Raw genomic sequence first — 21,927 nt, 5'->3', positions numbered from 1 at the left:
AATTTGTCTTATCGAATGTATAAAGAAAGTATTTTTACGCATAAATAAAATCTTCCAGGGAATTTTAAATATATTAATAAGAGAAGAGGCGGATATCATAGATGGAGAAAAAACTATTAAATCTACTTTTCGGCTTGTGTATTTGTACAGTCCCTTTTTTGTTTAAAGGGGAAAAAATGCGAGAAAACTTAGTTGTTTTTTTCTCAAAAGGAGTTCTAGCTACACTAGTTGATGCTTATGTTGTTGGTACGAAAAGGGTTGCCTATCCAGTACGCCCCTTTCCACAAATATTTAAGACTAACCTCATTTATGATATATTATTTTTCCCTATTTTAAGTGTGATCTGGGTAAAAATTTCTTACAATGATAGGTTACCTATTATTCTTCTAAAAAGTTTAATATTTAGTGTACCCATGAGTATTGGACAGTGGTATTTTGAAAAAAACACTAAACTATTTAAGTGGAGTAATTGGTCTGCTTTCCATACATTTGGCAGTGTCTGTTTTACTTTATTTACAATTAGAGGATTTGTTGGATTAATTAAAAAAATTGATTTTTTAAAAAATAAACAACCTGCCACAGAATAGTGAAGGTTAATTATTATGAAAAAAGTACAAAAATTAGAAGCCATTTTATGGAGCATAGCTTTTCCAGGTTTTGGACAGCTCCTAAATAGACATTTATTAAAAGGATTTGTTTTTATCTTTTTAGAGTTTATCACAAATGTTAACAGTTTCTTTAACCAAGCCATTATGTACAGTTTTCTCGGAAAAATAACGGAGGCTGAATTTGTGGTTAATCATCAATGGCTCATGTTTTACCCTTGTCTGTATATGTATGCTATGTATGACGCGTACAAATTTGCAGATGGGGAAAATCCTCAATATTCGTATGTCCCATTTGCTTTTGGAGCCTATTTTGTCACAGTTGGTCTTATGTATTCCCAAAATAAATATTTTGGTATTTATTTTGGACCAATTTGGCTTCCAATGCTGTCTCTGATTCCAGGGTTGGCCGTTGGGTTCATTATTCGTTATTTTATAATTAAATATCATTCACGCCCAAAAAGAGGTTAAGCTAGCTTCCCCATATTGTTAAACAGAAAAATTAATTGTTCCTTCTTACAAATAGAGTAAGTGTCGAATTTAAATGGGATACTAAATCTACAATATATAGAGGGAGGAATTATCCAATTGGAATCTGAAAAAAAGCAAGTAAATATTGAATTGTCTTGCACAGAAATTGGTGGTCTTTGGGGTGTATATTTACAAGAAAGTATGAATTCATGTTTTCTTATATACTTTTTGCATCACCTTCAAGATGAGGAAATTATTCCATTAGCAAAAGAAGCACTACAAGTTTCTCAAGTACGATTAGAGGAGATAAAAAAAATTTTCCTTTCAGAAAATTTCCCATTGCCTGCTGCTTTTTCAGAAGGAGATGTGAATTTAGCAGCCCCTGCATTATTTAATGATGTGTTTACATTAAGTTATATTTATATGATGAATCGTTTAGGAATGATTAATTTTAGCTATACTGCATCAAACAATGTTCGGCTTGATGTGCTTGATTTTTTTACAGAGTGTATTCATACCTCTACAGAAATGTTTGGAAAAGCAGTCAAGATGATGTTGTCAAAAGGCATTTATGATCGACCGCCTAAAATGAACTACCCTAAAGAAATTGAATTTGTCCAGAAGGATTCCTTTCTATCAGGATTTATAGGTCCTAAACGTCCGTTGAATGCCATTGAATTATCCGAAATATTTTTTAATATTGAACGTAATTACTTTTCGATACTTATTATGCTCGCCTTTGCTCAGGTAGTAAAAGGCAAGAATCTAAAAAATCATATTATTAAGGGAAAAACAATTAGTGAAAAGCAAATTTCCTTCTTCAATAATTTACTAATGGAAGAAGAACTTCTTGGGACTGTGACCGTTGGCATGGAAGTAACTGACTCTACATTATCACCTTTTTCAGACAAACTTATCTTTTCTATGATAAATGTATTAAATTCCGTAGATATTAGCTTAATTTCACATGCAATGTCAGTAACGATGAGAACCGATCTTACTGCTCAATATAGTAAAATCATTGCAGAGGTTATGCTGTACGCAAAGGACACTTTCGATATAGTGGTGGAGAAGAAGTGGCTAGAACAGCCCCCTCTGGTGACAAATAGAAAAAAACTAATAAATAATAAAAAATAAGAAAGTAGTACGCAATACTTTTACTATTAAATATAAATAAAGGGAAGCCAGATTGTAAATAAGGTTTCCCTTTATTATTTTTATAAATATTGAAAATTCCCACAAAGAATTAGACCGATCACTAACAACCTCCCATATAAATGGAGACGCTTTTTTCCTACGAAATATTGATTTTGATTAATCAATCTTTAAATTTAATGTGTAATCTATTGGGAAACTTTGATACCATAATTTATATCATATAGAATAGGGGGATTTATGAAATTAGAAATAACATTTCAAAACAATGTGATAGAGTACATACTTAATAAAATTGCAGCGCTTGGTTTGTTAATATTTATTATGTGTATATATTTAATATCGAGAACTGGATTTGATCTAAATGAGTTTACGGAATATTTATCAAATATAAAGATTTGGGGATTAATTTGCGGATATGCACTTGTGATGACTATGCTAATCGATTTAGTTAAGCATAAATGGATAGATTTCACATTAAAGACGAGTATTCTTTTACATTGTTTAGCAGGTTTCATTGTATTTTTTCCATTTATGGGTATTCATTTGTTTTCGCTGATAGCTGGAAGTGTCGGTGCATTATGTGCGTTTATCTATTCCATTAGCTACTACTTTATTAAGAAAAAAAATCATTTCGTTTGGATTGTTCTTTTAGTCTTCCCACTTCTATTAAGTATAAGATTAGTCGATTTTACTATAAAAGAAGAATGGACCGAAGAAAAGACAAAATCATCATTTTCCGCAGAGTTTGAACGTTTCAATGGAAAGCACGAGATTCCATTGCCATTGGAAAAGGGGGACATAGTAACAATTTATATATCCTTTGACCAAATAAATGAGGGAGGGTATGGGTATCATATCTCAGATAATTATGGGGATTTAGTAGGAATAAAAGAGCTAGAAAAGACTTATAAAGAATATGGAGATATTGATACGAAACCCATCCAATTTGAAGCCAAAAAAACAAGTGTATATAAATTAATAGTCACAGGAGATAATTTGAAAGGAAAAATTGATGTTAAATGGAAAATAGATTAATTCAAAGTATGTCTAATTATCCCGTCCATCTTAACATAATATTTCAGTAATCTATATGGTGTTTATTTGAACTACCCGTGTACACTTAATAACTGAGATAGAAAATATACTAGCTTCAAAGGATTACAAACTCCTAATAAAAGATAATTCTTATGAAATTTAAGTATAAAAAAAAGAGAGAGGTTTTGTGAATATGCCTATAAAAAAATCACCAATTAAAAACCGAATCGGCGGTGTGTTTGTTCCAGTTCGTGACCTTGAAAAAGCAAGAGAATGGTACAGCAAAATACTAGGTGTGAAAGGTGGAGAAATATACTTTGGACATCTATACACCGCACCAATGGAAGGTACTGCTAGTTTAATTTTAGATACAATGCCAAAGTGGAGAAATGAAGATGGGCATGTTTCAACTTATCAAGTACCATCAATTCAGTTTTTAACAAATGATATTCATGCATCTTATCAATTTCTGAAAGAAAATAATGTAGAATTATTAACAGGAATTGAGGACGACTTTTATTTTGTGTTTAAAGACCTAGATGGTAATTTATTGATGATTTGTAAAGAAACATCTTAATTTAGCATATCAAATTATCATGATAAAGGGTTGTTGCAGCAACTCTTTTTTCATTGTACGAATATGGCAGGATAAAGGAGTAGTAAAAAAATTTGTTGGAGGACTTTTATGGACAGGATTAAGAAAATTATGAAAGTTCATTACAATACAGATATTACTAACATAAGATCACTTAAGGGCGGATGGGCATCACTTGCCTATCAAGTTTCTAACAACAACAATCAATTTTTCTTAAAAGTATATGAAAAAAGTCGATCATCTACTCGACAATTAACCAGAAGTATAAATAACTATGTTCCTATAATAGAATGGCTAACGCATAATAGTGAACTTAAAGAGAAAATCTCCGTCCCCTTATTAGCGGATGATGGGAGTTATAAGTGTGAAGATGATTATGGAATATACCTTCTTTATGATTATATAAATGGTGAAACAATAGGAAATCAAGAATTAAAAGATGTGCAAGTTTATCAGCTATCAGGGTTTATATCCACTCTTCACAGTTATGGTCAAGAAATCCCTATAGATACAAGTTCTATTAAGGAGAATTTTGAAGTACCCTTTTTACAATTTTTTAGTAACATACTCAAAAGAGAAAATAATCAAATACCAATTGAAATAAGAGAATCTGTAAGTTCCTGCATTCCCCAATTAAAAGATGTGATTAATAAAGTGGAGAAACTAGCAGCATATTTGAAAAATAGTGATTTACGAATGGCACTATGCCATACGGACTTGCATAATTGGAATTTGATGCAAACCTCAAAGCAGTTGATTTTAGTTGACTGGGAAGGATTGAAAATAGCCCCTGTCGAAGCTGATTTAATGTTTTTTGTTAATAAACCATATTTTAATACATTTTTGAGAAGGTATCAGGAAACACATAAGAATTTCAAGCTTAACCTTGATGCATTGCATTTTTATCAAGGAAGGCGTAAGTTAGAAGACTTAGGTGAGTTACTGGAGCAGCTTTTATTTGATTCGTTAAATGAACAGGGAAGAGTTGTTACCATAAATTATATTAAAGAAGAGCTAAGAACTCTAAATGAATGTTTTTATGAGGAGTAAAATTAATATCATTCAAGTATTTCGTACTTATACTTAAGAACCCTTGCGAACCGTCCAGCCATTACTTTTTATACTTTATAAAAATAAATTAGAAGCTGGGGGATAATATGGAATCTATGCTAATTATCATACGAGGAAACTCTAGAAGTGGAAAAACTACGACTGCAAAAAGTCTTCAAAATCTTCTGGGACAAGGAACTCTCTTAGTTTCCCAGGATACCGTTCGCCGTGAAATGTTGAAAGTTCACGATAGAGATGGGAACCTTTCAATTGATTTGATTCGTCAAATTACAGAATATGGAAAAGATAAATATAAATTTGTTATTGTGGAAGGAATTTTATATAGAAATCGATATGGTGAAATGCTGAATAACTTAATCCAGTTCTATAACCAAAAGACATATACTTTTTATTTTGATTTATCTTTTGAGGAAACAGTCCTACGTCACAACTTTAGTTCTAAAAAGACGGAATTCGGAGAAGACTCTTTACGTGCCTGGTGGAATCCAAAGGATTATCTTGGCGTGGATGGAGAGATGATATTGACTAATGATATGTCACAAAATGATGTCTTAAAACTGATATTAAATCAGCTGCAAAAGTAATAATACGATGTGATTTCTACCCAATTGAAAGCATACTTAATTTCTGCCGACTTATTCTTATTAAGTAAAGTTTTATGATAGATTGCACTAAAACTAAAGGGTAGCAGGAATTGAAGATCTAGTGAGGATTAGCAGCTCTCTTTTTTGATTTCATTAACGGTGCTAGATAGTGGAATAAGTACGAATTTTCATCAATATAATATGGAATTTTTTATACTAGAAAGCCCGATTTCCCTGTTACTACAATGAGAAATCGAGCTTTTACTTTCAAGATATAATATCGATTAGCTTTATTCCTTTCACTACTGACCTATAGCTAGTCCAATTCGAGGTCGGGTTGCTCTAAACCAATGTAAACAAAGGATGAAAATTAGAACAATGTCAATGGCATCTCCGCCATAATACATAAGCATGCCTCCAATTTCTGCCTCTTTTAAAAGAACCCCATTAGGAGGGTGAGCGTAAATATACTTTGATAGAATACCATGTCCAGCTATGGCAGCAGCTAATAGGATTGCACGATCTAAAAAAGGAAACCGATGGGGGATCGGATCGATATAGATCATTGACACTGTAAATAAATAACCGGCTAAAAATACGTGGAAATGCACTACTAGATGCAAAAGAACACTCTCATGCATAAGCGAGTATAGACTAGTAGTATACAATAACCAAAGACCTCCTATATTTAGGAAGGATGCAGCAATGGGATGGGTAAACATAATTAATGGCCAACTCCTTAGAACCTTTAAAAGCCGTCTTGCAAAGGGAACGCTTAGCGTCCGGAGTAAAAGGGTCATCGGTGCAGCCATGGCCATTAGCAAGGGAGCAAGCATTCCCAAAAGTAAATGACCAAACATGTGAGCAGTAAAGTCCACATGTGCACGATTAGCCAGGGGACCTGCAACTGCAATAGTAGCCAAGACAACACCAAAAGCCCAGCAAACCGTTCGGTATATCGGCCATGACTTGTAACGCCTATTAGTAGACCATACTGCAAGAAGGTAAAAAAGCAAAGCCAAAACAAATGGCAGTGCCAAGAGTAGCTGTGGAATGAATCCAAATGTATGATAAAAAATATTGATTCCATGAGGATAGCGGATATGACTATTCATGATCATGTGCAATAGCCTTTCCAGGTTGTTGTCCATTTCGTCTACTACCTACAAGACTAAAACCAATAATGATCATGAAAATAGCCAGTATGTTCCATATTAGATCGTAGACAATTACATTTTCTACATAACGAATCTGGTGAATCCGCATCAGTTTATGCTGGATTGTACCATCGTATAACTGAAATCCACCTGCACCGACCAAAACTCCTCCCCACCATCTTCTAAGCCACAATGCATTTCTCCTTCGCAGATCAGCAAAAATAAACAGGCCTCCAATAGTCGCAAACCAACTAAAAGCGTGAAATAGCCCATCCGAGATTAATCCAATATCGGTTGTGGACTTGTCATAAAAATGATGCCAACGCAATAGTTGATGAAAAATAGTCTCATCTATAAAAGCAGCTAGACCAATTCCAAACAGAAACCCCGACACTAGATTGCGACTTTTGTACTTTGAGCTATTCATATTATTTGAATTGTTTTTTGGATATCCATTTTTAGTATCCATCTACTTCTCCTTCGCACATTATCCTACATATACTTTCATTTTTTCCACATACTCATCTTAATAAACAGACTTGAGAAAAAGATCTCCATTAAAGAAGTTAAAGAAATCAACTAGGAATTATTAAGGGAAGTATTTGATGAAGAATTATTTGGTCAATTAGACGAAGTGTATGTAGATTGAGGTAAGACGCTAGCTAAGCAAATAGCTAACGTAAGAAATTGGATTGAAAAAGAAGATATCATATTGATTCAAATTAATGCTGATATAGAGAATAAAATAGCGTTGGATTTTTGGGAGAAAATAAGGTTCCAAAAAAATTTTTCAGCTTATCAAACCATTTATAATTCCGAATGATTTAAAATTTACCTAAGACCTTCGAACAAACGAAGGTCTTAATTTATTGACATTAATCATTATTAAGCTAATCAATCTGGATGAGATTGACTTCGGTGTTATATCAGTATATACAGATATAACGAATGGAGGAATGTTATGAGTGAATATTATTATCTCAAACTCTGCGGATGAACCAATTTATTTACAGTTAGTAAATCAATTAAAAGAGCAAATTATTAAGGGAGAACTGGTAGAATCCCAACCTCTCCCATCAATTAGGAATTTAGCTAAGGGACTAAAAATCAGTGTTATTACAACTAAACGAGCCTATGATGAACTAGAAAATGAAGGATTTATCGTTACAGTTGCCGGAAAGGGTTCATATGTTGCAGCAATTAACAAAGATATGTTTCGTGAGACCAAAGTAAAAATGATTGAAGAAAAAATGATAGAGGCAATCGATACAGCAAAACTGGTTGGCTTAACATTAGAAGAGCTTCAAGATATGGTCAAAATTATATATGAGGGGTGGTAAAAATGAATAATATGATGGAAATTACCAATTTATCGAAAAGCTTTAAAGACTTTTCTTTAAAAGGAGTTAATATCACTCTTGAAAAAGGGTACATAATGGGCTTCATCGGTCCTAATGGTTCTGGGAAGAGTACTACTATAAAACTAATTATGAATTTAATAAAGAAAGATAGTGGAGAAATAAAAATTTTTGGAATAGACAACGAATCAAATAATATCTCAATTAAAGAAAGAATTGGTTTTGTTTATAATGAAAATCATTTTTACGAAGAATTAACTGTAAAAGAAATGAAAGAAGTCATAAGTCCATTTTATTGTAGATGGGATGAAAGAATTTTCAATAAATACGCTAAAGACTTTGAACTGCCTATAAATAAAGAAATAAAGCATTTATCAAAAGGAATGAAGATGAAATTCTCTTTAGCCATTGCTCTTTCCCATCATGCCGAACTATTAATAATGGATGAGCCAACTTCAGGATTAGACCCGCTTATACGATCTGAACTATTAGAAATTCTGCAATCATTGTTACAGGATGAAAACAAATCCATTTTCTTTTCAACCCATATTACATCTGACTTAGACAAAATTGCCGATTTTATTACTTTAATTAATAATGGTGAAATCATTTTGAGCAAAACAAAGGATGAACTTTTAGAGGAACACTGTATCGTAAAAGGCAGTAAAAAACAATTGACTACCAATGATCCATTAAACTTTATTGGACTAAAACAAAACGATTTTGGATTTGAAGCATTATGCAAAGATAAAAAAGAAGTAATTAAACAATATGGTAATTCCGTAATAATTGAAAAACCGACGCTAGAAGATATTATGGTGTTTTACACGAGAAGGAGTGATCATCATGTATCATCTTATTAAAAAGGATATTTTGATGCAAAAGAGAGCTTTAAAATTGTCTGTTCTATTAATAATCTTTTTTACCATAACCCTTTCTAATATAGGTCCTGCTGGACTAACAGTAGGTGTCTTGGCTATAACCTATCAATTAGTGTTAGGAGCAAGTGCACTAGAAGATAAGAATAATAGCGATATCATTCTCATTAGTTTGCCTGTCAAGAGAGCTACCATAGTTTTATCTAAATACGTGTCTATTTATATTTATGCTGCATATGCAGCTATTGGATTTTATCTAATATATTTTATTGTTAATTTACTAAATCTTCCACTTGATATTCCATTTTAATTTTTCAGGATTAATTGGTGCAATTATTACTGTTACCTTGTTTTGTTCGATATCCTTTCCTTTAATTTTTAAGTACGGCTTTTTAAAATCTAAAATGGCAAACTTAATTATTTTCTTTGTTTTTGTTTTTGGTGGAACTGGATTGGTAAGTTATTTAAGTAAAAACAATAAACTGATGTTGAGCCAGGACATAGTCACATTCATCAGTAATAGCTCAGATATTGAACTTTTACTGATATTAGCAGTTCCACTCGTTCTCATTCTAATTTGCTCATATTATATTTCACTAGCTTTTTATAGGAAAAGAGAATTTTGAAGCAAAAAGAGAGGTGAGGAACTACAAAATATTCATTCGGTTAACGAACCTTCTCTATCGGAGGAAATGTTAAGGTATACTCTCGAAATGAAATATTAACTCAGCAAATGGCTAAGACTATTAGCAATGGGGGTTTGTAAATTCCAATGAGGATTAACACACTTTTTTCATTGTTCTAGTAGGTGATTCATGCAGCAAACGCCATTCACGCTAACCGAGGTTATAAGAAAAAGCATATATAGGTTCAGGCTTATTCTGCAGGGCATAAATACGAAATATTATACGCATTTCAAAAATAATTTGTTTTGAGGTAAAATTAATTAGGCTTGTTTGATTTTTATATTTAAAAAGGTTGATAATCTCCTGATTTCTTAGGTGTTTCAGAAAAACGATCTATTATTATTAGTAAAAAAATAAGGAGGAAAAGAACATGACTGAGGGAAATAAGGACGACAATAAAAAAGAGATGTCACTAGAACAACACGAAGAATTACTTAAAGTGTTGAAAGCTCGTTTTGAAAAAAATATGAACCGCCATAAAGGTCTTGAATGGGCTAAAATCCAAGCAAAGCTGGAAGATAATACAGAAAAACTGTGGTCGCTCAATGAAATGGAAAGAACTGGCGGAGAACCGGATGTTGTTGACCATGATGAAAAGAAAGACGAATACATTTTTTATGATTGTTCAGCGGAAAGTCCTTCAGGCCGCAGAAGTGTTTGTTTCGACCGTGAGGCCCTGGAGTCAAGAAAAAAACATAAACCAGAAAATAGCGCTATTGATATGGCAGCTGACATGGGCATTGAACTTTTAACCGAAGATCAATATCGAGCGCTGCAGAAACTTGGAAATTTCGATAATAAAACGTCGAGTTGGGTGCAAACGCCCACTGATATTAGAAAACTCGGCGGTGCCCTTTTTTGCGATTATCGTTTCGGGCACGTCTTCGTGTACCACAACGGAGCAGACTCTTACTATGCTGCCAGGGGCTTCCGTGGCTCGCTAAGGGTCTAAATCTTGCATAGAAAGCTAAATTTGAATTTAAGAATGGATCACTAAGGGAAAGACTATATTTTCTTTCTTTATAATTATAATAATAAAAAAATGGTATTTAATTAAACAAAAAACCGTCATTTTGATTAATCTTTTTTCAAAATAACGGTTTTTTAATTGAAATTGTATACGGAGAGAAGGGAGATTTTTATCTTTTTTTTTGACCAAAAAGTACCTACAAACGTGCTCATGGTGTCGTAAAAAGTTCTGATAGCAAGCGACTCTATGAGACAAATATGTTTGAAAACACGGTGACGATTATCGATACAGAACAAAATAAAGTAATTGATACAATTGAAATCGGGGAAGTACCTAATGATATCAGTATCTTGAAATAAGGAATTTTAGATATTGTACTAGGAGAAAAATCTAATTCTAATAGATTTATGGAAAATAATAAAGTGTTTCGAATTTGAGATATTTTTCTTGCAATGTCATCAATTGAGTGGTAAAGTGATTATGACGAAAGGGAGTGATAAACAATATGCAAAAAAATACTCGCGGGTCATTAATCTGGCTGCGGCTTACTCGATTCACACATCAAAGTAATTTATTATCAAATGACTTTTTAAAGCAATTTGATTTAACAACTGCACAATTTGATGTTTTAATGCAAATCTCAACATATGAACCATTAACACAAAGTGAGCTTGCTGAGAAAGTCACAGTGACACAAGGTGGTATTTCGCGTATGCTCGCTCGACTTGAAAAAGAAGGACTCATTGAACGCAAGCAAGAGTGGAAAACGAAAACGATCTCGTTAACGAATAAGGGACGCGAAAAACTAGAAAACGCCTTTGAGGATCAGCTTGAGTTTCAATCCTCATTCTTTGATGAGTGTTTATCGGAAGAGGAACAAAAAATGTTGTATTTGCTCATGTCACGTGTACAAAAAAATAGTGAAAAAAAGAAATTGCCGAACAGGTAATTTTTTTACTTTATCACTTGACTATTCAAATGATAATAGGAGGAAATACTTATGATTACAATTCCTGGACATCATCATATTTCAATGATTACAAAAAATGCAAAACAAAATAATTACTTTTATCGTGATGTACTTGGTTTACGGCGTGTGAAAGTAACGGTAAACCAAGATGATCCGTCGATGTATCACTTATTTTACGGAGATAAAACAGGAAGTGCCGGCACAGAGTTATCATTCTTTGAGATCCCACTCGCTGGACGCACATATCGAGGCACAAATGCTATCACCCAAATCGGTTTGCTTGTACCAACAGAAGCGAGCTTAATCTATTGGAAAGGCCGTTTTGAGGAATACGGCGTACAACACAGTGACATCACAACGTATGCCAATAAACCAGCCCTTCACTTTGAAGATTCTGAAGGCCTTCGTATGGTACTACTTGTGTCGAGCGGTGAGAAAGCCCGGCATTGGGAAACGTGGGAAAAATCAACCGTTCCAATAGAATATCAAATTCAAGGGATGGGCTCCGTGGAAATGACGGTGCGCCGACTCGATAAACTAGCGGATACACTTACTCAAGTTTTTGGCTATATAGAAGTATCACGTATGAAAAATGAAGCAATTTTCCAATCGATACAAGGCCAAGTATTTGGAGAAATCGTTGTGAAATCTTTAGACGGTCCTTCTGAAAAACCAGGACGTGGCAGTATTCATCATTTAGCCATTCGTGTTAAAGATGAGGTAGAGCTTGCTTACTGGGATAAACAAGTACGAGCACGAGGTTTCCAATCGTCGGGCATTGTGGATCGATTCTACTTTAAGAGCTTATACTTCCGCGAATCAAATGGTATTCTATTTGAAATTGCTACAGACGGACCGGGTTTTACAATCGACGGAGACATCGAAACACTGGGAGAAAAATTAGATTTACCACCGTTTTTAGAAGGTCGTCGTGCTGAAATTGAAGAAAAGCTACAACCAATTGAGGGGGATTAATTATGGAACAATATCGAATCAATCCATCAAAAGGCATGGAATTTGGACTGTACTCGTTGGGAGACCATATTCCCAACCCAATTACAGGTGAGCGTATTTCAGCCGGGCAACGAATTAATGAATTAATTGAGGCAAGCAAGCTTGCAGAACAAGCTGGTATTGATGTATTTGGTGTTGGTGAAAGTCATCAGACATACTTTACAACTCAAGCTCATACCGTAGTTCTTGGTGCCATAGCACAAGCAACAAGTAAAATTAAAATTACAAGTTCTGCAACGGTATTAAGCGTATCAGACCCTGTACGTGTGTATGAGGACTTCGCCACAATCGATTTAATTTCAGACGGCCGTGCTGAAATCGTTGCAGGTCGTGGTTCTCGTGTTGGCGCTTATCACTTACTTGGGATTGATTTACAGGATTATGAGGAAATTTTCGAGGAGAAATTAGAACTTCTTAAAAAAATAAACGAAGAAGATCATGTTACATGGCAAGGCGAATTCCGTGCTCCATTACAAAATGCACATATTCTGCCACAGCCAAAAAATGGCTCACTTCCCATTTGGCGTGCTGTCGGTGGGCCACCTGCGAGTGCCATTAAAGCCGGCCATATGGGAATTCCAATGATGCTGACTACATTAGGCGGACCAGCAATCAACTTTAAGCACTCCGTTGATGCATATCGTGAGGCAGCTGAACTGAGTGGCTTTGATTCAAAATCATTACCAATTGCAACAACAAGCTTGTTCTATGTAGCAAATACAACTAAAGAAGCATTGCAAGGCATGTATCCACATATCAATGGTGGATTCCAGGCGATTCGTGGTGGCGGCTACCCTAAACAGCAATTTGCCCAAGCACCTGATACACGTGACGCATTAATGGTGGGCAGTACACAACAAATAATCGAAAAAATCCTATATCAAAATGAACTTTACGGTATGCAGCGTTTTATGGCACAAATTGACTTCGGTGGCGTCCCTTTTGAAAAGATCATGAAAAACATCGAAATCATCGGGAACGATATCATTCCAGCTATCAAAAAATATACAGCCAAATAATGGGGAGAGAACAACATGAAAACCCTCGCACGCAGTTCCAATCGTAGGCACGAAAACAAATACAGTAATTGAAGATAGTGGGTTACAAAAGATAGAGTTTTTTTGTCATCGAAATCATCACAAACATTTTCATTCTAGCAATCAAAAAAACATTTAACCATTAGAATAGAGGCGAATAACATGAAAATTGTAGCATTAGCGGGATCTATAGTCGGTTCAAAGACAAAAACAGCCATGCTTAAAACAGTTGAAATGCTTAAACAAAAGTACCCTGAGCATGAAGTCATACTTTTAGATTTAGCAGAATATACAGTGGAATTTAGTGATGGACGTAATTACTTTGAATATGGAGGGGATACAAAATACGTTACAGAGACAATAATGGCAGCAGATGCCCTTATCATTGGGACACCAACATTCCAAGCATCCATTCCGGCAACACTCAAAAATATCTTTGACTTGCTACCGGTTAACGCATTCCGTGACAAAGTTGTAAGTAGTGTTGTGACAGCTGGTACAGCGAAGCACTATTTAATGGTGGAGCAACAATTAAAGCCAATCTTAGCGTATATGAAAGCTCATATCGTTCCAACGTATGTATTTATTGAAGAAAAGGACTTTTTACGTAAAAAAATTGTAAATGATGATATCCTTTTCCGGTTAGAACGCCTAGTCGAAGATACAGTATTAACAGTTGAAGCCTTTGAGTCCATCCGTGCGAAAAAAGACGAAGAATATGATTTTTAAGGAGAACGGCAATAGGGCATTAAAAACATAATTAACCTGTGTCATTCTGTCAATCTTCAAACCAGCTGAATTACATCTTAATAATGTGAATCTTATGCTAGACTAAGTGATTGCTTGGAGCGGCGCATTAAAAAGCATAAGGTAAAAGCAACTATATATAAGCAAATAGGAGGATAATAATTTATCCTCCTTCTTGTGCATTAGGCTGTAGAATCAAGCATGCAAGGCAATAGACGAATCATTATTGACAATGAAGGAAATAAAATCCAGATCACCAATTTATACATTTCCAAGCAAATATTATACTATCAACTTATGATTTACGAAATATTTGAGAAATTTTTTTACATATTATATAGTAGAAGTACTATTTTATTAAAGGGTGAACTTTTTGTTAATTGTAGAATTCTAATCTGAATCAACATAATAGCTTAATTTTGTCGAACAAACCACCCGTCCGGGGTGTTATTTGTTGTACAAAAAAAGCAAGATTAGAATTAGGTAGCTTCTTATAAACATTAGGCGCGACTAATTTTAGTCGCGCTTTTTCTATTCGTTGATTCAGACAATTTTAATTTTTCACATATTAAAATTGAGAGGACGAATCTACAATGCAAAAACAATTACAACAAATTACAGCTGATATGCAGCTTGAAGAACATTATCACACATTAGAAAAAGCTCTACTTGCTTTATATTTCCATAAAAATTGCACAACTAAATCTTTAGCTCATACGACAGACTTACCAATACCTATCGTTTCAGCAATGAAGAAAGAATTTGCTAAAAGAGGTTGGGGGAAACATAGCTTAACGAAAAAGGGCCAGCTTGCTGTCTCGCAATATTTTCAACTCTCAGGTGCTGATGCTAAACTCTACCTTCAATTAACGACCGATGATGCATTTCGTACAGAATGGATTACTCAAAATATAAGTGAATTAAGCACTATTTATGACGCTAGACCTACAGCTGACGTGGCAATTGATCAAGCAAAATGTACAGTTGAGACGGCCTTAAAACGTGCATTGCTTGCACTAGACTATACGATGCTATTCAATAAGCGTATTTTGTGTTTAGGCGACGATGATTTCATCAGTGTTGCATTAGCGTTTTTACTAAAGAAAATTGCTCCATTTTCTACAACTGAAATTGTTGTGTTAGATATTGATAGACGAATTTTATGTACGATTTACAAAATAGCTAAAGACTATGAATTACCGATTAAAACAGATTATTATAACGTTCAGGAGCCTTTGCCTAAAACATACGCCCATCAGTTTGATTGCGTATACACAGATACACCGTATACCTTAATTGGCGCACAGCTTTTTTTATCACGTGCGATTAACGCACTAAAGCCAGAAGCAATGCGACATGTGTTTTTTTCCTACGCTAAACGTAGCTATCAAAAGCAGTGGCAACTACAACAAAGCTTACATGCTATGGGCTTCGTAATTGAAAGTATTCAATACGACATAAACACCTATGAAGGTGCACAGATTTTAGGTGCTACTAGCCAATTATTCGTATTACAAACAACAGAGCAAATGAATTCCTATATTCCTAATCAGCGTAAATTTACGCGACCAATTTATACAGGAGAAATTGAGCGGAAATCCGTTGTTTATCAGTGTATCCATTGTCAGCACGCACTTACAGTCGGCGCTGGCTATCAGTACACCACGATTGCCCAACTTCAAGCAAGTGGTTGCCCGAATTGCAAAAATAAAAAGTTTTCACAAATTAAGAGAACAGTACAAAAGATACAATCCCAGCATGTATTAGGGCATCATATTTTATTAGAGTTGCATGATTGCAATGATGCATTACTCAATGACGTGCAAAAAATTAAAACGATTATGTGCCAAGCTGTCCATAAAGCAAAGGCAACAATTGTGGCCGAACATTTCCATCATTTTTTACCTTACGGGGTTAGCGGTGTAGTCATTATTCAAGAATCACATTTAACGATTCATACGTGGCCAGAATACCGTTATGCTGCAATAGATATTTTCACTTGTAACAGTAAATTAGCCCTACAAGAAGCTGTTCAATATATTACTGAGGAATTTAATGCAGGAAATGCCACACAACAATACCTGCATCGGGGTAAATAGAAGAATTGCAAGGGCTGTCCATAAGTCCTTAAAATGAAACAGGAAAAAAAAAACAAGTTGTTTTTCTTTTCCTGTTTTTGTATTTTCACTTGATTGAAACGAACGTTTCTGGGGTATTTCAGCAAATTTAGATTGTAACGATAATACAGAAAATTAATTTTTTGGACTTTTAATAGATGTTAAAGAAACATAAGTGTTTAACAAAGATAGTAAATTATGGTATTTTTGTTTTATAGATTCATACATTATTAAACTATCCAGGGAGAGTGGTATATGTGTTTGAGTATGAGCGTTCTTTGCCTTTAGATTTTAAAGAATTTTCAATTATTAGGAAGGATGGTTATACAGTCAGGGATGTATCCTATTTAAGCCCACTTGGTGGGAACGTACCTGCTTATTTAGTTGTTCCAAATAAAGAAGGACAGTCTTTTCCAGCAGTCGTTTTTTTGCACCCCGGTCAAGGGAATCGAGCGACTTTTTTATCAGAAGCTGAGGATTTGGCTTCGAAAGGTGTGATTTCTCTATTAATTGACGCACCTTCTATGCGAAAGGCTCCTCCCCAGGATTTGTCTCAAGAACAGGTACTAACCCTTATTGTAGAGGGGGTAGTTGACATTCAGGGATACATTCAGACTGTAGTAGACCTTCAAAGGGGTATTGACCTTCTTTCAAGTTTAGACAATGTTGACTCTGAACGACTTGTATATGTTGGGCATAGCCTGGGAGCCACTTGGGGTGGAGTGCTTGCTGGAGTTGATGAACGTATTAAATCATACGTTCTTATTGCTGGGTTCTCTAGTGTGTCCAAGTGGCATAAAACAAGTGAACACCCATTAGCAGTTTTGATTCGTAATAAGTTATCGAGAGAACAATTTAATAAATTTATTTCTGAATTGGAGCCATTGGATGCAGTTCATTACATTAAAAAAGCTGCACCTGCATCACTGTTCTTTCAATTTAGTAGTAATGACGAATTTATATCGAAAGACCAAGCGAATACATATTACACTGTTGCAAGTTCACCGAAGGAAGTTGCTTGGTATGAAACTGACCATCTTTTTACAGAGTGCGATACTGCTTATAGAGAGCGATTGCAATGGATTATGGGACAATTTGGGCTTGATTCTTATAATCATTTACAGCCTGAAAGGTAATAAGTTTATTTAATTAAACAAAATTGAACAAAAATCTCAACAAGTGGATGAAGTAAACTTCATCCTTTTTTCTTGAACTAACTAGTGCGTTAGTTCAACAAGGACTAATCTATTTCTTATTATACTTTTATAGTTCTGACCTTCAGCAAAATGGCGCTATCCTGTGGCAAGTTTTAAAAATAAACTATAGTCATTAATATCTTGTTAATTTATTTGGCGATTTTGTAAATATTTTCAATATAATTAATGGAGAGTGATTAGTATTAATCTTGGTAGCAATTTATTGAACGAAGTTTGAGCATAACAATAGAGCGATACAGTTCTTTGCGTGAACACGCAAAAATAATGCGTGGGAAAACTGAAAGTTGACGGCCAATACGGATTCTGTTGACAGCGAATTCCGCTATGATCAATGAGTGTACTAAGGGGATTAACACTCATTTTGAGATTGTATGGAGGGATGTTGTCATGTCCAAGGTCTACTATAAATTTGTTAATTTTTTCAACTTGTCCGATCCGAACTATGTCGGTTTTGTGCGTAAGTTTGAAGCCAAGACAAAGAAAGAAATCTCCTTCTACTTGTTTCTTGGCTTGTTACCCGGTCTGATTGCATATTTGTTCATCTATCCGCTTCGAGAGTTGATGATGGCATGGACCGGCTTATCAGCTCACTATGTGCAGTTATATGTTCTCGTCCTAATGAGCGCTGGCTGGCATATGCTTGTTCCTTTCCTGATGCTGCGTTATAAGGACGGACTCTCATTCAAGGAATCGTTCGTATACTTAGGTTTTGCCAGACTTGATTTGAAAGGGCTGCTGCTCATCTTTCCGATTTTGACAATTCTATTCACGTTTTTAGCGTTGCCTTATGTAAAATACGTCTATCCTCCGTTGTTTGAATGGTTGAATGGATTCCCAGCTTTCCATATGGGGGAATGGCATGTTTTTTATCAAGGGTATTACGACCCGAACTTTCCCTTGCTGTTGTTGCTAATTGGCCTAATTGGCAACTTTATTGGCGAGGAAATTTATTTTCGAGGCTATTTACTCCGTAAGGTTGGACGCCTCAAACTTGACTGGCTATGGATTGCGATTATTTTTCAGTTCTATCATATGTGGCAAGCACCAATCAACTGGGCGTACGTTCCGTTAGCTGTAATTATCCCGGAAGAAATCTTAGTCAAGTTGCGGAAAAATATTTATGGGGCTATCTTGCTGCATCTGTTCGTCAATTTTTTATGGGGAATGATTAATATGTATTTGGTTGGTGTGCGATAAGCCCTAGTTTGTTATGTACCTTAGCTTTTATGAGCGACTTATTGATTTTTTAGAGTATTACATTCGAAGAGAGGTGATGCAATTTGCCGGAAATTGCACACAAATATAATTTGGCAGTATACAGCTCAGCCTTGTTATTCCTGCTTGTTGCGGTCTATATTCATGCCATCACATTAAAAAACCCATATACTGGTTTAATGTTCCGCGAAGATGGGGGCACCTGGGTCGTTACATCCATCGATCCGGCCGGTAAAGCGAGAGAGAACGTCCATATCGGTGACAGACTTCTGTCAGTTGACGGCCAAAAACCAGAAGTGATGAAGCTCGGTGATCGTGCTTATTTGAAGCGATTGGGGGCACTTGAATTTGAGCGTGAGGGTTTGAGTCGCTTCGAATTGAGCATCGACGCAGGAATGCCAGATTTGTATAAGAGTTTGTTTGCAGCCTGCGCGGAACTGTCGCTACTCGTTATCGGACTGGCTGCTTATCGGAACAAGCCTGAGTCCTATATGGTGCGCCGCTTTTATGCATTAAACGTATTCATGGCGGCGACGCTGCTATCGGTCTATTCGACAGAGATGGTGCTAACTGGACTGATGTTGCCTGTCGTTGCAAGTTGGTTGCCTTACCTGCTGTTTGCCTTCTTCGTTGCCTTCGTGTTTCGTACGGTCCCAGGGTGGATTGGTTTAGTGATGGCTGCCTACAGGGTATTGGCTTCCTTATTCGCCGTATACGCTTTACTGGTTTTCTCGCTGGGGGACATCCCAGGGTGGACCCGAAGCGCTCTTAATGCAGCTCTGATTGGTACATTACTTGCCATATTAGTAATTGCTATCGTATATTGGCGCGGGATGGATCGAGCTGAAAAAAACCGGTTGCTGACATTTGTTACCGCGTTGACATTTGGCCTGATGCCCTACCTGTTTCTGTATGCACTCCCCGACCTGCTATGGGGGGAATACATAGCGTTGCCAGATATGACATTGGCCGGTCTCGTTATCCTTCCTGCTTCCATACTATGGCTGTGGACTAGACAAAAGCTGCTCGACATCCGCTTCTATCTTCCCAGTTTAGTTATTCATGGTTTGTATGTTGGGCTTGCGACAATCCTGATTGCGGCTCTTATCCGTTCTAGTGCATCTTTGCTAACACTTACATTGTGTGGCGCGTTCGTTGGCCTGACATGGCTGCATCGAATCGGCCTTGATAACTTCAAACGGCAGCGGGAGAAACGGGAAAATCGTCTGGAACGACAGCGCTTGGAGATGTCGATAAGGTTCGCCGAGCATCGAAATAGCCGTGATCTACTACGAATGCCAACAGAGCTTGTCCATAGTGTGACAGACATTGAGGGACTTTGCTTCGCTTGGAAGCGGGGAAGTGAACCAATTTTCTATGGAACAGGGCCATTTGTCGAGATGCGGGAGTTAACCCATTTCCGTCAATCCGACCTGAGTGTTTTTGCACAAGTGATGGATCTTGTGCAGCCAGACGGAATGGTCATTGGCTATTTGGGACTTGGTTCAAAAAAGAATAATACATCCTTTACACCAGAAGAGCTCGGCTTAATCGACAAAGTAAGGCTGGAAACCGTCCGTCTACTAATGGGTGCTGCCCTACTCGACGATTTACGAGAAGCGAAAAGTGGGTTACCAAAGGAAACCACGGAATTCAAAATGCTTGAGGCACAGCAGGCAGAGCGGGTTCGAATGTCATATTACTTGCATGATCATGTTTTGCAGAACCTAATCTTTCTTGCACGCGATTTAGAAGAATTACACGATACCGAACAAAGTGACAAGCAGTTGACTGCCGTCTGGTTGAAATGTTTGTATGATACGCAACGCGATATCCGAATGCTGTGTGATCATTTATACCCGCACATCATCGATCAGGCAGGGCTAGATGCAGCGCTGCTCTGGCTCGCACGCACAGTTAAGGAGAATGGAGGCCCTGCTATCAAATTGGAAAACAAACTGCCCGTTACGTTGCCTTCGTTATACAAGATGACGCTATTTCGCATTGTGCGTGAACTTGCTAATAATACGGTCAAGCATGCGAGGGCACAGAAGCTAGAGATTCGGTTATGGGAGATGGATGATGCGTTCTACGGACAAATTATCGATAACGGCATTGGATTCGATCCAGCAAATGTGAGCGGGATTCGGTCCGATTCTCAAGGATTCGGACTTGTCACGATCAGCAGTCAAATCGCCCAATTTGGAGGAGACATCGAAATTGATTCAGAAGCTGAACGTGGAACGATTGTGCGCATTAGGCTGCCGAAACAGGGAGGTGAAGCAAAATATGGAGCAACCAATCAAGGTGTTATTACTAGATGATCATCCGCTTGTCATGGAGGGATTGAAGAATCGGCTGGAGCGTGAGCAGGATATGCTGGTCGTAGGGACATTCAATGAACCGCACGTGTTGCTTAAACGTATCGGTGCTCTGAAGCCGGACGTCGCCATTATTGATATTTCAATGCCAGGTATGACGGGGTTCGACTTGGCAGTAGAAATAAAGAGGACTTACGATATGGCAATCAAGTTGATCGTGCTGTCAGGTTATGTCTACGATGAGTATGTGCATAAAGCGTATGAGATAGGAATTCACGCTTATTTATCTAAACAGGCGACCTATCCACAAATTATAAACGCCATCCGGCAGAGTATGCTTGGGCTGCGGATTGTACCGGAGAAAATGACTATATTACCGAGAGCTGACCAATTGACACCGACAGAGAAGAAAGTACTAAAGCGAGTCGCACTGGAGAAGACAAATAAGGAAATTGCTAGGGAGTTAGCGATGAGCCAGCGCACGGTAGAATATCATATGGCTGCTATTAACCGAAAACTTGATGTGAAGACGAGGGTTGGAGCAGTAGCAAAGGGTTATGAGATAGGATTGCTAGAACGCTTGTATGACTAAAACTGGCATAGAAGGGAGTCCGCCCTTAATTATAATGTCAATTTTGTGGCGTAGCGGGTTGATGGTGAATTGAAATTCAATTTTGGGTAATTTTAAAAAAAATGTTCAGTTCAGATATCTACTAATCTT

Annotated in this window: 23 protein-coding genes and 1 pseudogene; 22 read left to right on the top strand and 2 right to left on the bottom strand. The window is 36.4% G+C overall.

The genetic code is table 11. The annotated features are described in order from the left end of the window. Positions 1-101: 101 nt before the first annotated feature. The 7 genes from AN957_RS13610 to AN957_RS13580 all read left to right on the top strand — a co-directional run bounded on the left by AN957_RS13610 (position 102) and on the right by AN957_RS13580 (position 5,519). Complete coding sequence (locus AN957_RS13610; RefSeq protein WP_053476031.1) at positions 102-587, top strand: CBO0543 family protein; 486 nt, start codon at positions 102-104, stop codon at positions 585-587. A 15-nt stretch (positions 588-602) separates the two neighbouring features. Beyond that, positions 603-1,076, top strand: a complete 474-nt coding sequence (locus AN957_RS13605; protein ID WP_053476030.1) for a hypothetical protein — start codon at positions 603-605, stop codon at positions 1,074-1,076. Between the two features lie 117 nt (positions 1,077-1,193). Further along, positions 1,194-2,213, top strand: coding sequence for a DUF3231 family protein (locus AN957_RS13600; protein WP_056684660.1), 1,020 nt, complete (start codon positions 1,194-1,196; stop codon positions 2,211-2,213). 258 nt (positions 2,214-2,471) lie between these two features. Further along, positions 2,472-3,269: a hypothetical protein gene (locus AN957_RS13595; protein ID WP_053476028.1), complete on the top strand. Its 798-nt coding sequence runs from the start codon at positions 2,472-2,474 to the stop codon at positions 3,267-3,269. A gap of 193 nt (positions 3,270-3,462) precedes the next feature. Further along, positions 3,463-3,846 (top strand): VOC family protein, encoded by a 384-nt coding sequence (locus AN957_RS13590; protein ID WP_053476027.1) that lies wholly within the window; start codon positions 3,463-3,465, stop codon positions 3,844-3,846. Positions 3,847-3,954: 108 nt separating this feature from the next. After that, positions 3,955-4,914, top strand: coding sequence for an aminoglycoside phosphotransferase family protein (locus tag AN957_RS13585; RefSeq protein ID WP_056684656.1), 960 nt, complete (start codon positions 3,955-3,957; stop codon positions 4,912-4,914). Between the two features lie 107 nt (positions 4,915-5,021). Further along, the gene (locus AN957_RS13580) at positions 5,022-5,519 is read left to right on the top strand and encodes a kinase (protein ID WP_056684653.1); all 498 of its coding nucleotides are present in this window, start codon (positions 5,022-5,024) and stop codon (positions 5,517-5,519) included. A 302-nt stretch (positions 5,520-5,821) separates the two neighbouring features. On the opposite strand, the gene AN957_RS13575 is transcribed toward AN957_RS13580, so the two are convergent. Together AN957_RS13575 and AN957_RS13570 are read right to left on the bottom strand one after the other, a co-directional pair. Continuing rightward, positions 5,822-6,670 carry a cytochrome c oxidase assembly protein gene (locus AN957_RS13575; protein ID WP_231690067.1) on the bottom strand — a complete coding sequence of 283 codons (849 nt, stop codon included), beginning with the start codon at positions 6,668-6,670 and terminating at the stop codon, positions 5,822-5,824. Next, positions 6,627-7,145: a DUF2243 domain-containing protein gene (locus tag AN957_RS13570; RefSeq protein ID WP_053476024.1), complete on the bottom strand. Its 519-nt coding sequence runs from the start codon at positions 7,143-7,145 to the stop codon at positions 6,627-6,629. The genes AN957_RS13575 and AN957_RS13570 overlap by 44 nt, the downstream gene beginning before the upstream one ends. A 496-nt stretch (positions 7,146-7,641) precedes the next feature. Here AN957_RS13570 and AN957_RS13565 point away from each other — a divergent pair, with 496 nt between their 5' ends. The 15 genes and pseudogenes from AN957_RS13565 to AN957_RS13505 all read left to right on the top strand — a co-directional run bounded on the left by AN957_RS13565 (position 7,642) and on the right by AN957_RS13505 (position 21,798). After that, positions 7,642-8,016 (top strand): GntR family transcriptional regulator, encoded by a 375-nt coding sequence (locus AN957_RS13565; protein WP_053476023.1) that lies wholly within the window; start codon positions 7,642-7,644, stop codon positions 8,014-8,016. 11 nt (positions 8,017-8,027) lie between these two features. Further along, the gene (locus AN957_RS13560; RefSeq protein ID WP_218970986.1) at positions 8,028-8,897 is read left to right on the top strand and encodes an ABC transporter ATP-binding protein; all 870 of its coding nucleotides are present in this window, start codon (positions 8,028-8,030) and stop codon (positions 8,895-8,897) included. Next, complete coding sequence (locus AN957_RS28860; RefSeq protein ID WP_252239030.1) at positions 8,881-9,222, top strand: ABC-2 transporter permease; 342 nt, start codon at positions 8,881-8,883, stop codon at positions 9,220-9,222. The genes AN957_RS13560 and AN957_RS28860 overlap by 17 nt, the downstream gene beginning before the upstream one ends. After that, on the top strand, positions 9,206-9,538 hold the full coding sequence (locus tag AN957_RS28855; RefSeq protein WP_321172055.1) for an ABC-2 transporter permease: 333 nt from the start codon (positions 9,206-9,208) through the stop codon (positions 9,536-9,538). The genes AN957_RS28860 and AN957_RS28855 overlap by 17 nt, the downstream gene beginning before the upstream one ends. Before the next feature lie 430 nt (positions 9,539-9,968). Further along, positions 9,969-10,550 (top strand): DUF4256 domain-containing protein, encoded by a 582-nt coding sequence (locus AN957_RS13550; protein ID WP_053476021.1) that lies wholly within the window; start codon positions 9,969-9,971, stop codon positions 10,548-10,550. Positions 10,551-10,816: 266 nt separating this feature from the next. Next, a pseudogene (locus tag AN957_RS28850) lies at positions 10,817-10,927 on the top strand (hypothetical protein); the annotation flags it as partial. Between the two features lie 146 nt (positions 10,928-11,073). Beyond that, on the top strand, positions 11,074-11,517 hold the full coding sequence (locus tag AN957_RS13545) for a MarR family winged helix-turn-helix transcriptional regulator (RefSeq protein ID WP_053476020.1): 444 nt from the start codon (positions 11,074-11,076) through the stop codon (positions 11,515-11,517). Between the two features lie 51 nt (positions 11,518-11,568). Beyond that, a complete protein-coding gene (locus tag AN957_RS13540; protein ID WP_056684648.1) occupies positions 11,569-12,513 on the top strand; it encodes a ring-cleaving dioxygenase in 945 nt (314 codons plus the stop codon). A gap of 2 nt (positions 12,514-12,515) precedes the next feature. Then, positions 12,516-13,571, top strand: a complete 1,056-nt coding sequence (locus AN957_RS13535) for an LLM class flavin-dependent oxidoreductase (protein WP_056684645.1) — start codon at positions 12,516-12,518, stop codon at positions 13,569-13,571. Positions 13,572-13,751: 180 nt separating this feature from the next. Next, complete coding sequence (locus tag AN957_RS13530) at positions 13,752-14,318, top strand: NADPH-dependent FMN reductase (RefSeq protein ID WP_056684642.1); 567 nt, start codon at positions 13,752-13,754, stop codon at positions 14,316-14,318. A 611-nt stretch (positions 14,319-14,929) separates the two neighbouring features. Continuing rightward, positions 14,930-16,435 carry an adenosylmethionine decarboxylase gene (gene speD / locus AN957_RS13525; RefSeq protein WP_056684640.1) on the top strand — a complete coding sequence of 502 codons (1,506 nt, stop codon included), beginning with the start codon at positions 14,930-14,932 and terminating at the stop codon, positions 16,433-16,435. A 275-nt stretch (positions 16,436-16,710) separates the two neighbouring features. Then, positions 16,711-17,589, top strand: a complete 879-nt coding sequence (locus AN957_RS13520) for an alpha/beta hydrolase (RefSeq protein ID WP_056684637.1) — start codon at positions 16,711-16,713, stop codon at positions 17,587-17,589. A gap of 468 nt (positions 17,590-18,057) precedes the next feature. Continuing rightward, entirely contained in the window at positions 18,058-18,867 is an 810-nt protein-coding gene (locus tag AN957_RS13515; RefSeq protein WP_056684635.1) for a CPBP family intramembrane glutamic endopeptidase, read from the top strand. A gap of 83 nt (positions 18,868-18,950) precedes the next feature. After that, entirely contained in the window at positions 18,951-21,209 is a 2,259-nt protein-coding gene (locus AN957_RS13510; RefSeq protein WP_056684632.1) for an ATP-binding protein, read from the top strand. After that, positions 21,124-21,798, top strand: coding sequence for a response regulator transcription factor (locus AN957_RS13505; protein ID WP_245637787.1), 675 nt, complete (start codon positions 21,124-21,126; stop codon positions 21,796-21,798). The genes AN957_RS13510 and AN957_RS13505 overlap by 86 nt, the downstream gene beginning before the upstream one ends. Positions 21,799-21,927: the final 129 nt, after the last annotated feature.

The organism is Cytobacillus solani (assembly GCF_001420595.1).
GTDB classification, from domain to species: Bacteria; Bacillota; Bacilli; order Bacillales; family Cytobacillaceae; genus Cytobacillus; species Cytobacillus solani.
This window is presented reverse-complemented; position numbering and strand designations above follow the sequence as displayed.

Excerpts from the sequence above, each read along its gene's own strand:
- AN957_RS13570 (WP_053476024.1), bottom strand. The coding sequence starts at position 7,145 with ATGGATACTAAAAATGGATATCCAAAAAACAATTCAAATAATATGAAT.
- AN957_RS13515 (WP_056684635.1), top strand. The coding sequence starts at position 18,058 with ATGTCCAAGGTCTACTATAAATTTGTTAATTTTTTCAACTTGTCCGAT.
- AN957_RS13560 (WP_218970986.1), top strand. The coding sequence starts at position 8,028 with ATGATGGAAATTACCAATTTATCGAAAAGCTTTAAAGACTTTTCTTTA.
- AN957_RS13585 (WP_056684656.1), top strand. The coding sequence starts at position 3,955 with ATGGACAGGATTAAGAAAATTATGAAAGTTCATTACAATACAGATATT.
- AN957_RS13575 (WP_231690067.1), bottom strand. The coding sequence starts at position 6,670 with ATGGACAACAACCTGGAAAGGCTATTGCACATGATCATGAATAGTCAT.
- AN957_RS13550 (WP_053476021.1), top strand. The coding sequence starts at position 9,969 with ATGACTGAGGGAAATAAGGACGACAATAAAAAAGAGATGTCACTAGAA.
- AN957_RS13535 (WP_056684645.1), top strand. The coding sequence starts at position 12,516 with ATGGAACAATATCGAATCAATCCATCAAAAGGCATGGAATTTGGACTG.
- AN957_RS13605 (WP_053476030.1), top strand. The coding sequence starts at position 603 with ATGAAAAAAGTACAAAAATTAGAAGCCATTTTATGGAGCATAGCTTTT.
- AN957_RS28860 (WP_252239030.1), top strand. The coding sequence starts at position 8,881 with ATGTATCATCTTATTAAAAAGGATATTTTGATGCAAAAGAGAGCTTTA.
- AN957_RS13580 (WP_056684653.1), top strand. The coding sequence starts at position 5,022 with ATGGAATCTATGCTAATTATCATACGAGGAAACTCTAGAAGTGGAAAA.
- AN957_RS13590 (WP_053476027.1), top strand. The coding sequence starts at position 3,463 with ATGCCTATAAAAAAATCACCAATTAAAAACCGAATCGGCGGTGTGTTT.
- AN957_RS13540 (WP_056684648.1), top strand. The coding sequence starts at position 11,569 with ATGATTACAATTCCTGGACATCATCATATTTCAATGATTACAAAAAAT.
- speD (WP_056684640.1), top strand. The coding sequence starts at position 14,930 with ATGCAAAAACAATTACAACAAATTACAGCTGATATGCAGCTTGAAGAA.
- AN957_RS13595 (WP_053476028.1), top strand. The coding sequence starts at position 2,472 with ATGAAATTAGAAATAACATTTCAAAACAATGTGATAGAGTACATACTT.
- AN957_RS13545 (WP_053476020.1), top strand. The coding sequence starts at position 11,074 with ATGCAAAAAAATACTCGCGGGTCATTAATCTGGCTGCGGCTTACTCGA.
- AN957_RS13530 (WP_056684642.1), top strand. The coding sequence starts at position 13,752 with ATGAAAATTGTAGCATTAGCGGGATCTATAGTCGGTTCAAAGACAAAA.
- AN957_RS13610 (WP_053476031.1), top strand. The coding sequence starts at position 102 with ATGGAGAAAAAACTATTAAATCTACTTTTCGGCTTGTGTATTTGTACA.